This is a genomic window from Pseudomonas zhanjiangensis, from assembly GCF_041027545.1.
Taxonomy (GTDB): domain Bacteria; phylum Pseudomonadota; class Gammaproteobacteria; order Pseudomonadales; family Pseudomonadaceae; genus Aquipseudomonas; species Aquipseudomonas zhanjiangensis.
Map to the genome: position 1 here is coordinate 46,210 of NZ_JBFTEG010000007.1, position 13,614 is coordinate 59,823.

Here is a 13,614-nt window from a genome sequence, read left to right on the forward strand (position 1 = left end):
GCGTCCCGACTAAGGTCTAAAGGCTGGTCCGTCTCTTCCATGATTAATTTCACGGCGCGGTAACACGTCGGTCATACGCCGGCCCGCACACACCTGAGGAGACAATAATAATGAGCAAGCCCCCCCTCGCCCAAGCCGTGGCCTGCGCCACCCTGGGTGCCAGCCTCACCCTGCCGTCTCTGGCCCAGGCTGAGTTCATCAAGGACAGCAAGGCCAGCCTGGAAGCCCGCAACTTCTACTTCAACCGCGACTTCCGTCAGGCTGGCGCCAGCCAGGCCAAGCGCGAAGAGTGGGCCCAGGGCTTTATCTTGCGCATGGACTCCGGCTATACCGAGGGCACCCTGGGCTTTGGCCTCGACGCCATCGGCATGCTCGGTTTCAAGCTGGACTCCGGTGACGGTACGGCGGGCACCGACCTGCTGGTGCCCGACCGTTCGGGCGGCTCCCAGGACTACTCCTCGGACCTGGCGGTGGCCGCCAAGGCCAAGCTGTCCAAGACCACCCTGCGCGTGGGCAGCATGCAGTTCAAGAACATGGCCATCGCCTCCAGCGACAGCCGCCTGACCCCGCAGGTATTCAAGGGCGGCCAGCTGATCTCCCAGGAAATCGACGGCCTGACCCTCGACGGCGGCTACGTGCGCGAGGTCAACAACCGCAACTCCAGCGACTTCGAAGACCTGTCGATGACTTCCGGCGGCAAGCGCGGGATCAGCATCACCGGTGGCAACAAGACCGATTCCTTCCAGTTCCTCGGCGGCAACTACAAGCTGACCCAGGACCTGACCGCCGGCTACTACTATTCCAATCTGGAAGACCTGTACAAGCAGAACTCCTTCAATCTGGTGCATGTACTGCCCCTGGGCGAAGGCCAGAGCCTGAAGGCCGACCTGCGTTACGCGCGCTCCACCGACGACGGCCGCAGCAACGTCGACAACAAGGCCCTGGGGGCGATGCTCACCTATGGCCTGGCCGGTCACAGCCTGGGGCTGGGCTACCAGAAGATGAGCGGCGACACCGGCTTCGCCTACCTGGCTACCAGCACCGACCCGTTCCTGGTCAACTACGTGCAGATCAGCGACTTCGCCAACAAGGACGAGACTTCCTGGCAGGCGCGCTACGACTTCAACTTCGCCAGCATCGGCGTGCCGGGCCTGACCTTCATGACCCGCTACCTCAGCGGCGACAACGTCGACCTGGGCGCGGCCGGCGACGGCAAGGAATGGGAGCGCGATACCGAGTTGATGTACGTGTTCCAACAGGGCGCGCTGAAGAACCTCGGGGTGCGCTGGCGCAACGCCATGGTGCGTTCGAACTTCACCAACGACATCGACGAGAACCGCCTGATCCTCAGCTACACCCTGCCGCTGCTGTAAATTCGGCAGAAACAAAAAAGCCCGCTTAGCGGGCTTTTTTGCTATCTGGCGCCATCAGTCTTCGCTGACCGCGCCGATCTTGTGCACCGACAGGTCGGCACCATTGAACTCGTCTTCCTGACTGAGGCGGATGCCGACCCAGTTCTTCAACACGCCATACACCAGGAAACCGCCGAGCAGGGCCACTGCCATCCCCAGCAGAGTGCCGATGATCTGGCTGATCAGGCTGACGCCACCCAGGCCGCCCAGCACCTGCTGACCGAAGATGCCACAGGCGATCCCGCCCCAGACGCCGCACAGGCCATGCAATGGCCAGACGCCGAGCACGTCATCGATCTTCCACTTGACCTGGGTCGCGGTGAACGCCCAGACGAACAACGCACCGGCGATCGCCCCGGTCACCAGGGCGCCGACCGGGTGCATCAGATCAGAGCCGGCACACACTGCCACCAGGCCGGCCAGAGGGCCGTTGTGCAGGAAGCCCGGGTCGTTGCGGCCGACCAGCAGCGCCGACACGGTGCCGCCGACCATCGCCATCAGCGTATTGACCGCCACCAGGCCACTGACGCTACCCAGGGTCTGCGCGCTCATCACGTTGAAGCCGAACCAGCCGATGATCAGGATCCAGGAGCCCAGCGCCAGGAACGGAATATTCGACGGAGCGAAGGCCACCAGCCTGCCGTCGCGGTAGCGCCCATTGCGCCGCCCCAGCAGGGTCACCGCGCCCAGGGCCAGCCAGCCGCCTACCGCATGCACCACCACCGAGCCGGCAAAATCGTGGAAGACCGCGCCAAACTGCGCCTCCAGCCAGGCCTGCACACCGTAGTTGCCGTTCCAGATCATGCCTTCGAAGAAGGGATAGATGAAGGCCACGATCAACAGGGTCGCGCACAGTTGCGGCCCGAACTTGGCGCGCTCGGCGATGCCCCCGGAGATGATCGCCGGAATCGCCGCGGCGAAGGTCAGCAGGAAGAAAAACTTGACCAGGGCATAGCCATTCTCCTCGGTCAGCACGCTCGCCGGTTCGAGAAAGGTCACCCCGTAGGCGACCCAGTAGCCGACGAAGAAATAGGCCAGGGCCGATACGGCGAAGTCGGAGATGATCTTCGACAAGGCATTGACCTGGTTCTTCTGCCGAACCGTGCCGACCTCGAGAAAGGCAAAGCCGGCGTGCATGGCCAGCACCATCACCGCGCCCAACAGGATAAACAGGGTGTTGGAGCCGTGAATCAAGGTTTCCACGGCACTGTTGATGTTTTCCATCAGCAAAGAACACTCCGAGACAGGGAAGAAGCACCAAAGCGGACCACGCTCGACCGGTCGCGCACCATAAAACAGCACGTCCAACCACCCATCCCCCCAAGGAGACGCGCGGCGAGCACCAGGCTGGTGCCGAGCGATTATTCAGAATTGGTATTTAATCGTTATTTATTAATGGCTTATCTGTGCAAAACGGCATTCAGCCCACGCTCCAGAAAGCCCCATAAAGACGCAGCACGCCAACAGCGCGCACCAACACAATGCAAGCGCTGTACCAGCCAAGGACTCAGCGCTGTCGTCCGCAATTGGCACTGCACGTCCCGGACTGTCGCAAACCCCCTACACTGAACAGGAACCACAAGGAGAGAGCTCATGGCACGCAAAGATTCCAACCCGCCCGGCCAGGACGAATTGCTCGAAGAGTTCCAGGCCCTGGTCCGTGATACCGAGAAGCTGCTGCAGGACTCGGCCAGCCTGGCCGGTGATCAGGCGGAGCAACTGCGCGAACAGATTCGCGGTAGCCTCAGCCGCGCCCGCTCGACCCTGCATGACGCCGAAGACGCCCTGCGCGAGCGCGGCAAGGCCGTCGTGCAGGCCACCGAAGGCTATGTGCAGAACCACCCCTGGCAAACCCTGGGTGTAGCCGCCTGCATAGGTCTGTTGCTGGGCATGCTGATATCGCGGCGCTGATGAGTGACGACATGGATTGCCCTCAGGGGCGTCGCGGCCCCTCACCGCGGCGCCTTGCCAGCGCCCTGCTCGGCCTGCTGCACGGCCATATCGCGCTGTTCGGCGAAGAACTCAAGGACCAGCAGCGGCATGCCCTGAGCCTGTTCGCCCTGCTCAGCCTCAGCCTGGTGTTCGGCCTGCTGCTGCTGGTTGGCCTGTCCGCGGCTCTGCTGATCAGCTACTGGGACAGCCATCGGCAGCTGGTGATCGCCGCCCTGTGCCTGTTCTATGCCGCGGGCCTCATCGCCAGTCTGATAGGCCTGTGGCTGCGCCTGCGCAATGCCCCCACCCCCTTCGGTGCCAGCCTCGAAGAGCTGGCCCGCGACCGCGAGCAACTGCTGCCATGAGCGCCACCGAACTGCCCGCCAAGGCCAACCGCCGGCAACTGCACAAGACCCTGCTGCGCATGCGCCTGGAGATGCACCGCCAGGAGCTGCGCCATGAAACCCTGATGATGCTGCAGCCCCTGCATCAGGCACGCGACATCGGCAGTCACCTGCGCGGCGAGCTGCGCAACAGCAACGCACCACTTTGGATCACTGTAGGCGCCTTGTTGCTGGCCACACTCGGCGTGCGCAATGACAACTGGCGTCGCTGGCTGCGCATCGCGCTGATTGCCTTCCCGCTGCTCAGGCGCCGCCCATCGCGCACGCCGAACGACCGTCCGGACGAGCCTGGGCCCAAGCCGCCTTCTGGCCACGATCTTGCTTAGCTGAAGCACTTTTCGCCGGCTCTCGGCGCACTTACTGCCTATCGCTAAGGAAGTGTTCGGTGTTCGACGGTCAACCGTGCGCTGTCTTTCAACCCTTCATCGACACCGCTACCGGCCAGATCGCCGGCGTCGAGGCACTGGCACGGCTGCGCGATGAACATGGCCTGCTGCATTCGGCCGGCCCGTTGTTTGCCGACCCGAAAACCCCGCCTGCCGCCCTGCGCCGGCTCGATCGCCGGGTACGCGAGTTGGCCCTGGCCCGCTTTAGCGAAGCGCCGGCCGACTGGTTTCTCAGCCTGAATATCTCGCCGCGCTGGATCAGCCGGTTGCGCCCCGAGCAAGCCCTGCCGAGCCTGAAACAGTTGCAGCGTGCCGGCTTCGCGCCCGAGCGGGTGGTCTTCGAGATCACCGAACTGGGCGGCGCCAGCCATCGCCTGCCCGGGGTCGTGGCGCGCTACCGCGAAGCCGGCGCGCGCATCGCCATCGACGATTTCGGCGCCGGTTACTCGCAGCTCGATCGCGTGCTGGCCTTGCGCCCCGATATCCTCAAGCTGGACATGCGCCTGTTCCAGGATGCCGCCCGCGGCGGCCCCAGCGAAGAGGTGGTCAGGGCGCTGGCGCAGATGGCCGAGAAGAGCGGCTGCTGGATCATTGCCGAAGGGGTGGAAACCGAGGCCGAACTGGATTTCGCCTTGGCCTGCGGGGCGCGCTACGTTCAGGGCTATCTGTTTGCCAAACCGGAGCCGGCATTCTTCCACACCAACGCCTTCGTCAAGCGCTTCGCCCAACTGCGCGATCGCTATGTGCAGCACAAGCTGGCCGAGCGAGCGCGACTGATGGCCCTGCGCATTCAACTCGGCACCCTGATGAGCGCGCTCAAGGCCTGGATCGAGGCCGGCGGCGCTCCGGCCAGTCTGCCAGCGCCCGATGCCTACCCCTGGCTACTGCGGGTATTCCAGTGCGACCGTCACGGCACCCAGATCACCCCCAACCTGGAATGGCGTGAAGGCGCCTGGCACGCCGACAGTCGCTACCTGGGTCACAACTGGTCCTGGCGCCCCTACTTCTATCAGCTATTGGCCGAAGGCTGGGACGAGCGCCGGCTGATCCTCTCCAGCACCTACCGAGACGCCACCAGCAACCAGTACTGCCTGACCGCCGGGCAATTCACCGACAACGGGCGCCGCCTGCTACTGGTGGATATCGACGCAAGAGGCCTGTGAGCAGCCAGATGCCCGCTATCGACCGCGCCTGGCATCGAGGCTGAAGGCGCCGGCGCCCTGCACGTACAGCAGCAGGAAGCCGCCGGCCATGGCCAGGTTCTTCATGAACATGATCATCTGCGTCTGCTCGGCGAAGTTGGTGTGAAAGATCAACGCCGAGGCGATGCAGAAGCCGGCCAGCGCCAGCGCCGCCCAACGGGTGAGAAACCCGACAATCAGCGCCAGGCTGCCGCCAATCTCCAAAGCGATCACCAATGGCAACAGCGCGCCGGGTATCCCCATGCTCTCCATATAACCCTGAGTACCGGCATAGCCGGTGATCTTGCTGAAGCCGGCGAGCAAGAAGATGTGCGCCAGCAGCAGCCGTGCAACCAAGACAATCGCGCTATTCATACAGCCTCCTTTCGAGAGAACGCCCTATTCGCCGACTGCCGCGCTCGGGACCGGGCACCCTGCCGCCACAAACGACCGGTTGGGCGGCGGTGACGCGCGACGACAGGCGCACGCCCTATCCACTGGCCGTACACCCTGAATTGACAGTAGCAACGCCGCCCAGGCCTCGCCACTCGCTCCCTGCAATCGCCCCAGGTGCCGTACCGGCGCGCAGACCCGGCTTGCAGTCCGCCGGACGAAGCCCGAAGCTAGGGGCATCGGCCACTGAACGGCGAGGAACGGCCTTGGACTGGCAAACCCTGCTCAACCGCGAACGACTCGGCAAACCGGCGCACAGCGTCAACGAACTGGGGCGCAGCCCGTTTCACAAGGACCACGACCGGATCATCTTCTCCGGCGCCTTCCGTCGCCTGGGGCGCAAGACTCAGGTCCATCCGGTGTCCAGCAACGACCATATTCACACCCGCCTCACCCACTCCCTGGAGGTCAGCTGCGTCGGCCGCTCGCTGGGCATGCGCGTCGGCGAGATGATTCGCGACGCGCTGCCCGACTGGTGCGAGCCGAGCGACCTGGGCATGGTCGTGCAGTCGGCCTGCCTGGCCCATGACATCGGCAACCCGCCGTTCGGCCACTCCGGCGAGGATGCCATCCGCCACTGGTTCCAGCAGGCGGCCGGGCGCGGCTGGCTGGATGCCATGAGCGCGGCCGAACGCGACGACTTCCTCAACTTCGAGGGCAATGCCCAGGGCTTTCGCGTGCTCACCCAACTGGAGTATCACCAGTTCGATGGCGGCACTCGTCTGACCTACGCCACCCTCGGCGCCTACCTGAAGTACCCCTGGACCGCGCGCCACGCCGAGGCCCTGGGTTACAAGAAGCACAAGTTCGGCTGCTACCAGAGCGAGCTGCCGCTGCTCGAGCAGATCGCCCACAAGCTGGGCCTGCCGCAACTGGAGGAGCAACGCTGGGCCCGCCACCCCCTGGTCTATCTGATGGAGGCCGCGGACGACATCTGCTACGGCCTGATCGATCTGGAGGACGGCCTGGAGATGGAGTTGCTCGACTACCCGGAGGTCGAAGCGCTGCTGCTCGACCTGGTCGGTGACGACCTGCCGGAAACCTACCGCCAGCTGGGGCCACGGGATTCGCGTCGGCGCAAGCTGGCCATCCTGCGCGGCAAGGCCATCGAGCACCTGACCAATGCCGCCGCCTACGCCTTCGTCGCCCAGCAGGACGCGCTGCTGGCCGGTAGCGTGCAGGGCGATCTGGTCGAGCACATGCACGGCCCGGCCAAGCGCTGCGTGCTCGGGGCAAAGGCCATGGCACGACAGAAGATCTTCCAGGACAAGCGCAAGACCCTGCACGAGATCGGCGCCTATACCACCCTGGAAATCCTCCTCAATGCCTTCTGCGGCGCGGCCCTGGAGCAGCATGGCGGGCGTACGCCCTCGTTCAAGCACAGGCGCATCCTCGACCTGCTCGGCAACAACGCGCCGGACCCGCACGGGCCGCTGTACGCCTCCTTCCTGCGCATGATCGACTTCATCGCCGGGATGACCGACAGCTATGCTACCGAAATGGCCCGCGAGATGACGGGACGCTCAAGCCCGGTGTAACCCGTAGATGAATCCACGCCTGCGACACGCTTTCGGTTGGCACGCCGGACCACCCGCCTGGGGATCGGCGGTCGTGGCCGGCTTCGGCTGCGGACTGCCTTTGCTGCTGGGCCTGTTCAGTGCCCATCCCGGTTTCCTCTGGGCCTCGGTCGGCGCCTTTCAGGCGGCCCAGGCCAGCCCCCTGCACCGCTTTGGCATGCTGCGCATGTCGTTGCTGATCGGCCTCGGGGCCTGCAGTGCCGGCCTGGGCTTCTGGGCGGCCAGCCAGCCGCTGGCCAGCCTCGGCGTATTTGGCCTTTTCGGCTTTCTATTGGCCTGGCTGCAACGCTTCGGCAGCGAGGCCGGCAAGCTCGGCTTCGGCCTGACCGCATGCCTGTGCCTGGGCCATGGCCAGCAAATCGTCGACAGCCTGGGCAACCCCTATGCCATTGCCATGCTGTTCATCCTCGGCGGGCTCTGGGTGATGCTGCTGGCCTTCGGTCTGCGCGGCCTGCATGGCTTGCGCATGTGGCCCTATATGCCGCGCGTCATCAGCCTGGCAAGGGTGCTGAGGCGCTACGCCAAGCGCCTGCCGCGCCAGCAATGGCGCCTGCATGCCGCCGCCTGCAGCCTGGCCCTGGCCCTGGCCGGCCTGACGGTCAACCTCGCCGAGCTACAACGCGGCTACTGGCTGACCCTGATCGTGCTCAGCTCGCTGCAGCTGCGCCTGCAGGACAACCTGGTGCGCGCCCTGCAATCGAGCCTGCTCAGCCTGGTCACGGCCGGCGGCCTGATCCTGCTTGGCTACAGCCTGCAAAGCCCGGCGCTGCTGGTGGCCACCCTGCTGCCGTTGATCATTCTCGGGCGTATGCTGCAGGCCAGTCACTATGGCCTGTTCGTCCTGCAGGTGACGATCTGCTTCATCCTGCTCGCCGAAAGCCTGGCGCAGGATTGGCAGCAGATCGATACGCGCCTGCTCAATGCCCTGTTCGGCGCGCTCCTGGTCGTGCTCGTTGCCCTGCTGACCCATGCGTTCCGGCAGTTGCTGGCCAGAAGAGCCCTGGACCCCAGCACTCCTCGCCAGCGCTCCTGATAGACGGGCGGTGCCTAGATACTTCCTGTCTAGAAGCCGCCTCTCTTAGGTAGAACCGCCTTTGCCGGGCAGCCACCTGGCCGCTTCACTATGCTTGTTAGGATAACGGGGCCAAACAAGGAGTGATGCGCCATGCCCAGCAACACCTGGCTGCGCAATCGCCGCTTCCCCCTGCATGTGCACATCAGCCTCGTGTTCACACTATTGCTGCTGCTAACCGGGGGCGTGCTGGGACTGTTCAACCACCGACAAACCACCCAGATCATCTTCGCCAGCAGCGCCAAGCTGTTCGAGCAAATCCAGCAGAATGTGCAGCTCGATCTCGAACACACCTACCAACCGATTCGCCAGATGCTCAGCCTGCTGGCCCTCAATGATGCAGCCCAGGCCAGCGACCTGCAGGCCCGCCTGACCCTGCTCAAACCCTTCGCCCAGGCCCTGCGCGACAATCCACAGATAGCCTCGCTGTACCTTGGCTACGAAGACGGTGACTTCTTCCAGGTTCGGCCGCTGCGCGACGAGGCCATGAAGCTACGCTTCTTGGCGCCGAACAACGCGGCCTTCCAGGTCTGGTCGATCGACCGCAACGCCGAGGGTACTGAGGCGGCCTACCTGTTCTACGACGGCTCGTTGAACCTGATCGGCCAACGCGCCCGTCCAGAGGAAGACTTCGACCCGCGCAAACGCCCCTGGTACCGGCGCGCCCGCGTCAATGGCGGGCAGATCACCACCAAGCCCTATGTGTTCTTCTCCACCTCCGAGGTCGGCACCACCCTGGCCCGGCGCAGCGGTCTGACCACCGTGCTGGCCGCGGACCTGACCCTGGCCGAGCTGTCCGCTACCTTGGTCGATCAACAGATCACCCGCAGCAGTCAGATCGTCCTCTACGACCCCGCCGGAAACGCCGTGGCCTACCCGGACAGCGCCCTCTTGACGATGATGATGGATGGCGAAGCGATACTGAGCCCCGCCCGTGAACTCAGCCCGGAAATCGACGCCCTGCTGGCCAATGACACCGGCGAGCTGCAACAGACTGTGCTCGAGCTGCAAGGGCGGCGTTGGGTAGTGTCGCGCAGCCGACTGCTGGAAGGAGGGCCTCAAGGCCTGTTCCTGGCCTTGCTGGTACCGGAGGACGAACTGCTGGAAGATGCCTACCGCATGCGCTGGCAAGGCGCGCTGATCACCCTGACCACCCTGCTGCTATGCCTGCCCCTGGGCTGGTTGACCTCGCGCATCGTGGCCAAACCACTAAAAGCGCTGGTTGCCGAAGCCGAGGCGATTCGCCGCTTCGATTTCAAGTCTCCCGCCAGTGGTCGCTCATTGATACTGGAGGTCGACCAGCTGGCCGTGTCCATGACGCGAATGAAAGAGACCATCTCCAGCTTTCTCGAGATCGCTGCCAGCCTGTCGGCGCAGAAGCGCTTCGACCCGCTGCTCGAGCGGGTGCTGGAGGAAACCATCGGCATCAGCCGCGCCCACGGCGGCCTGATCTACCTGGTCGACGAGGAGACTGGCCGGCTCGAGCCCCATGGCCTGTTTCTCAACGGCGAGCGCCAGAGCCTCGAACAGCATGCCATGCCCGGTTACCCGCTGGCCGGCGACTCGCTGCCCGAATGGCTGCAGGGACCGGCCCGAGGCGAGCGCAGCAGCACCAGCTCGATCGGCTTCGACCAGGCCGGCGACTTCCGCAGCCTGCTGCGCGCCCTCAACAGCCCCCGCGTCCACCTGGTGGCCACCGGCCTGCACAATCGCCAGGGCGATACCCTGGGCGTCCTGCTGTTGCTGCACTGCGACACCGGCGAGGAAGCCGACCCGGCCATGCTGCGGCCCGAACGGGTGGCCTTCGTCGAGGCGATTTCGGGGGTCGCCGCGCTGTGCATCGAAAGCCAGCGGCTTTTGGAGAGGCAGAAACAGCTGCTCGACGCCATCATCCAGCTCATCGCCGGCGCCATCGATGCCAAGAGTCCCTATACCGGCGGCCACTGCCAGCGCGTGCCGGTGATCACCCTGATGCTCGCCCGCGCCGCGGCGCAGTGCGAGGAGCCGCCCTTCCTCGACTACCAGCCGACGCCCGAAGAGTGGGAGGCCTTGCATATCGCCGCCTGGCTGCATGATTGCGGCAAGGTCACCACCCCCGAGTACGTGGTGGACAAGGCGACCAAGTTGGAAACCCTGTACGACCGCATCCACGAGGTGCGCACCCGCTTCGAGGTACTCAAGCGCGACGCCTGGATCGCCTATTGGCAAGGCCGTGCGCAGGGCGGTGACGCCGAGCAACTGGCGAGCGTGCGCGACCAGCTGCTGAGTACCCTGGACGAGGAATTCGCCCTGGTCGCGCGCAGCAACCTGGGCGGCGAAACCATGGAGGAAGAGGACCTGAACCGACTCAGGCGCATCGCCCAGCGCACTTGGATGCGTACCCTGGATGATCGCCTGGGTCTGTCCTGGGAGGAGGCCCAGCGCTATGCAGACAGGCCCACCGCGTCGCTTCCGGTGGAGGAACCACTGCTGGCCGACAAACCCGAACACCTGATCCCGCGCCCGCCGGCCGAGCTGATTGCGCCCGACAATCCCTGGGGCTTCAAGCTGGACGTGCCCGAGCACAAGTTCAACCTCGGCGAGCTGCACAACCTGAGTATTGGCCGCGGCACCCTGACTCCCGAGGAACGCTACCTGATCAACCACCACATCGTGCAGACCATTCTAATGCTCGAGCACCTGCCCTTGCCGCCGCACCTGAAGCAAGTGCCGGAGCTCGCCGGCGGTCACCATGAGAAAGTGGACGGCAGTGGCTACCCGAAACGCCTGCGCCGCGAACAGATGAGCCTGCCGGCGCGGATGATGGCGATCGCCGATATCTTCGAGGCGCTGACCGCGGTGGATCGCCCCTACAAGAAGGGCAAGCTGCTCTCCGAATCACTGGCCATCATGGCCGAGATGTGCCGCAACGGGCATATCGACCCGCAGCTGTTTGCCCTGTTCGTCCGCGCGCAGGTGTACCGACGCTATGCCGAGGGCTATATGCAGGCCGAACAGATCGATCGGATAGATGAGACCGGGGTTTTGCAGCAGGCCGGTGTGCTCGGCTGATGCCGACGGCGACTGAGGGGGGAACGGCGAAACGAAGGGCAGTATCGGAACGACCGGGCAGGCCTGGCGCCTGCCCGGTCGGCTGACGTCAGGCCGGATTGATTGCGTTTTCCGGGTACCAGACGTCGATCAGCGGGGTGACGCTGACTTCGGTCAGCTCATCGCGGCCCTTCAGCCAGGCTTCGACCGTGGCGCGCTGCTCTTCGCTCACCGAGCCACGCTTGGCCAGGCAAACCAGGCCATAGTCGTCGCCACCGACATAACCCAGGCCGTTGGCGGTCATGGCGTCACGCAGGAACTGCTCGAGGAAAGCATCGATCGCCTCTTCGCTGAGGTCTTCCTTGAAGCCCAGGTTGAGTTCGAAACCCAGCTCTTGGAATTCATCCACGCAGAGTTTTTTGCGCAGACGGCGGGAACGGTTGGTAGCCATGAAACAATCCTCAAGAGTGATAACGCGCGGCACTCTAGCAGCTTAATGCCCGGATTGCCCGCCGGCGTGCCAGGCGGTCTCTCCTGCCAAGGCAAACGCGCGGCGCCGGGCAGTGACAACGCCGGTCGCCGCAGCGCGCCAGCCGCGCCTGCCTTGGGGCATAATGCGCGGCTTATTCGCAGCGCCACACTGGAAATCCTCACACCCGTGTCAGCCGTTTCCAATCGCCCCCAACCACTGGGTCTGCAGCCATGATCCGAATGTTTCGCCAGCTGGCCATCGCCGGCCTGCTTCTGCCCTTCGCCGCGTACACGCCGGCCAGCACCCAACATGGACTGCCGGACAAGGTGCAGCAGTCGCTGAAGGCCAGCAAGATTGCCAGCGAGTCGCTGTCGCTGGTCACCCTGCCGCTCAATGCGCCCGGCCGCCCGACTTTCTTCAATGCCGATGTCTCGGTCAACCCGGCCTCGACCATGAAGCTGGTCACCACCTACGCCGCCCTGGAACTGCTGGGTCCCTCGCATCAGTGGAAAACCGAGTTCTATGCCGATGGCCCGCTGAAGAACGGCGTGCTCCACGGCAACCTGCTGCTCAAGGGCGGCGGCGATCCCAAGCTGAACCTGGAGAAGCTCTGGCTGCTGCTGCGCGACCTGCGCGCCTATGGCGTGCGCCAGGTGACCGGCGACCTGATCCTCGACCGCAGCCACTTCATCCAGCCGCGGCTGCCGGTCTTCGACGATGACGGCGGCGATATCGACAAGCCCTATCTGGTCGCCCCCGACGCCCTGCTGGTCAACCTCAACGCGCTGCGCCTGATCACCCGCAACCAGGACGGCAAGGTGCAGGTGGTGGTCGAACCGCCGATTGCCAGCATTCGTATCGACAACCGGGTCAAACCGCTGAAGCCCGGTAAATGCCCGGCCTGGCCGGACGTGCGCTACAACACGGTCAAGCAGTTCGACGGCACTACCGTGATCGTCAGCGGCAGCCTGGCCGAGGGCTGCCGCACCCAGAGCTACCTGGCACCGCTGGATCATCAGAGCTATATCGCCGGCGCGGTCCGGGCCATCTGGGCGGAACTCGATGGCAGCATCCTCGGCCAGGACCACCTCGGTGAAGTGCCGAAAAACGCCCGCCTGCTGGCCAGCGCCTGGTCACCCGACCTGACGGAAATTATCCGCGACATCAACAAGTACAGTAACAACACCATGGCCCGCCAGCTGTACCTCAGCCTCGGCGCCCAGTTCCGCACCGCGGCCGACGGCGATGACGCCATGGCCGCCCAACGGGTGATCCGCCAGTGGCTGGCGCGCAAGGGCATCACCGCACCGCACCTGGTGATGGAGAATGGCTCCGGGCTGTCACGTGACGAGCGGGTCAGCGCCCGCGAGCTGGCGAAGATCCTCGAGGCCGCCTGGAAGGGCCCCTATGCCGCCGAGTTCGTCAGTTCGCTGCCGCTGGTGGCCACCGACGGCACCATGCGCAAACGCCTGAAGCGCACCGTGATGGCCGGCGAAGCGCACATCAAGACCGGCACCCTGAACAATGTCCGCGCCATCGCCGGCTACAGCCGCGACCGCAATGGCAACAGCTGGGCCGTGGTGGCGATCCTCAATCACCCCAAGCCCTGGGGCGCCTCGGCGATTCTCGACCAGGTCCTGCTCGACCTCTATCGCCAGCCCGCTACGCCCTGAGTCATCCCGAGGCGCGCCTCGG

Annotated in this window: 12 protein-coding genes; 9 read left to right on the forward strand and 3 right to left on the reverse strand. The window is 64.9% G+C overall.

From position 1 onward, the window contains the following. Positions 1-110 precede the first annotated feature (110 nt). Positions 111-1,373, forward strand: a complete 1,263-nt coding sequence (locus AB5S05_RS10580; RefSeq protein WP_369287479.1) for an OprD family porin — start codon at positions 111-113, stop codon at positions 1,371-1,373. A gap of 54 nt (positions 1,374-1,427) precedes the next feature. On the opposite strand, the gene AB5S05_RS10585 is transcribed toward AB5S05_RS10580, so the two are convergent. Then, positions 1,428-2,636 carry an ammonium transporter gene (locus tag AB5S05_RS10585; protein WP_369287480.1) on the reverse strand — a complete coding sequence of 403 codons (1,209 nt, stop codon included), beginning with the start codon at positions 2,634-2,636 and terminating at the stop codon, positions 1,428-1,430. Between the two features lie 369 nt (positions 2,637-3,005). On the opposite strand from AB5S05_RS10585, the gene AB5S05_RS10590 reads away from it, so the two are divergent. From AB5S05_RS10590 to AB5S05_RS10605, 4 genes are read left to right on the forward strand one after another with little or no spacing between them, the layout of a single operon-like run. Then, positions 3,006-3,323 (forward strand): ElaB/YgaM/YqjD family protein, encoded by a 318-nt coding sequence (locus tag AB5S05_RS10590; RefSeq protein WP_369287481.1) that lies wholly within the window; start codon positions 3,006-3,008, stop codon positions 3,321-3,323. 11 nt (positions 3,324-3,334) lie between these two features. Continuing rightward, on the forward strand, positions 3,335-3,709 hold the full coding sequence (locus AB5S05_RS10595; RefSeq protein WP_369287482.1) for a phage holin family protein: 375 nt from the start codon (positions 3,335-3,337) through the stop codon (positions 3,707-3,709). Next, a complete protein-coding gene (locus AB5S05_RS10600) occupies positions 3,706-4,074 on the forward strand; it encodes a hypothetical protein (protein WP_369287483.1) in 369 nt (122 codons plus the stop codon). Before AB5S05_RS10595 ends, AB5S05_RS10600 begins: the two co-directional genes overlap by 4 nt. A 59-nt stretch (positions 4,075-4,133) precedes the next feature. Further along, positions 4,134-5,297 carry an EAL domain-containing protein gene (locus AB5S05_RS10605; protein WP_369287484.1) on the forward strand — a complete coding sequence of 388 codons (1,164 nt, stop codon included), beginning with the start codon at positions 4,134-4,136 and terminating at the stop codon, positions 5,295-5,297. A 15-nt stretch (positions 5,298-5,312) separates the two neighbouring features. Here the strand turns inward: AB5S05_RS10605 and AB5S05_RS10610 are convergent, their stop codons facing one another. Then, the gene (locus AB5S05_RS10610; RefSeq protein WP_369287485.1) at positions 5,313-5,690 is read right to left on the reverse strand and encodes a DoxX family protein; all 378 of its coding nucleotides are present in this window, start codon (positions 5,688-5,690) and stop codon (positions 5,313-5,315) included. Positions 5,691-5,974: 284 nt separating this feature from the next. On the opposite strand from AB5S05_RS10610, the gene AB5S05_RS10615 reads away from it, so the two are divergent. The 3 genes from AB5S05_RS10615 to AB5S05_RS10625 all read left to right on the forward strand — a co-directional run bounded on the left by AB5S05_RS10615 (position 5,975) and on the right by AB5S05_RS10625 (position 11,468). Further along, positions 5,975-7,306, forward strand: a complete 1,332-nt coding sequence (locus tag AB5S05_RS10615; protein ID WP_369287486.1) for a deoxyguanosinetriphosphate triphosphohydrolase — start codon at positions 5,975-5,977, stop codon at positions 7,304-7,306. Between the two features lie 7 nt (positions 7,307-7,313). Beyond that, positions 7,314-8,378, forward strand: a complete 1,065-nt coding sequence (locus AB5S05_RS10620; RefSeq protein ID WP_369287487.1) for an FUSC family protein — start codon at positions 7,314-7,316, stop codon at positions 8,376-8,378. A 132-nt stretch (positions 8,379-8,510) separates the two neighbouring features. Further along, positions 8,511-11,468 (forward strand): HD domain-containing phosphohydrolase, encoded by a 2,958-nt coding sequence (locus tag AB5S05_RS10625; protein WP_369287488.1) that lies wholly within the window; start codon positions 8,511-8,513, stop codon positions 11,466-11,468. A gap of 88 nt (positions 11,469-11,556) precedes the next feature. On the opposite strand, the gene AB5S05_RS10630 is transcribed toward AB5S05_RS10625, so the two are convergent. Beyond that, complete coding sequence (locus AB5S05_RS10630; protein ID WP_369287489.1) at positions 11,557-11,898, reverse strand: YggL family protein; 342 nt, start codon at positions 11,896-11,898, stop codon at positions 11,557-11,559. Positions 11,899-12,149: 251 nt separating this feature from the next. On the opposite strand from AB5S05_RS10630, the gene dacB reads away from it, so the two are divergent. After that, complete coding sequence (gene dacB / locus AB5S05_RS10635) at positions 12,150-13,592, forward strand: D-alanyl-D-alanine carboxypeptidase/D-alanyl-D-alanine endopeptidase (protein ID WP_369287490.1); 1,443 nt, start codon at positions 12,150-12,152, stop codon at positions 13,590-13,592. Positions 13,593-13,614: the final 22 nt, after the last annotated feature.

Coding starts and splice junctions, on each gene's coding strand:
- dacB (WP_369287490.1), top strand. CDS start 12,150: ATGATCCGAATGTTTCGCCAGCTGGCCATCGCCGGCCTGCTTCTGCCC.
- AB5S05_RS10630 (WP_369287489.1), bottom strand. CDS start 11,898: ATGGCTACCAACCGTTCCCGCCGTCTGCGCAAAAAACTCTGCGTGGAT.
- AB5S05_RS10585 (WP_369287480.1), bottom strand. CDS start 2,636: ATGGAAAACATCAACAGTGCCGTGGAAACCTTGATTCACGGCTCCAAC.
- AB5S05_RS10590 (WP_369287481.1), top strand. CDS start 3,006: ATGGCACGCAAAGATTCCAACCCGCCCGGCCAGGACGAATTGCTCGAA.
- AB5S05_RS10580 (WP_369287479.1), top strand. CDS start 111: ATGAGCAAGCCCCCCCTCGCCCAAGCCGTGGCCTGCGCCACCCTGGGT.
- AB5S05_RS10620 (WP_369287487.1), top strand. CDS start 7,314: ATGAATCCACGCCTGCGACACGCTTTCGGTTGGCACGCCGGACCACCC.
- AB5S05_RS10595 (WP_369287482.1), top strand. CDS start 3,335: ATGGATTGCCCTCAGGGGCGTCGCGGCCCCTCACCGCGGCGCCTTGCC.
- AB5S05_RS10610 (WP_369287485.1), bottom strand. CDS start 5,690: ATGAATAGCGCGATTGTCTTGGTTGCACGGCTGCTGCTGGCGCACATC.
- AB5S05_RS10625 (WP_369287488.1), top strand. CDS start 8,511: ATGCCCAGCAACACCTGGCTGCGCAATCGCCGCTTCCCCCTGCATGTG.
- AB5S05_RS10600 (WP_369287483.1), top strand. CDS start 3,706: ATGAGCGCCACCGAACTGCCCGCCAAGGCCAACCGCCGGCAACTGCAC.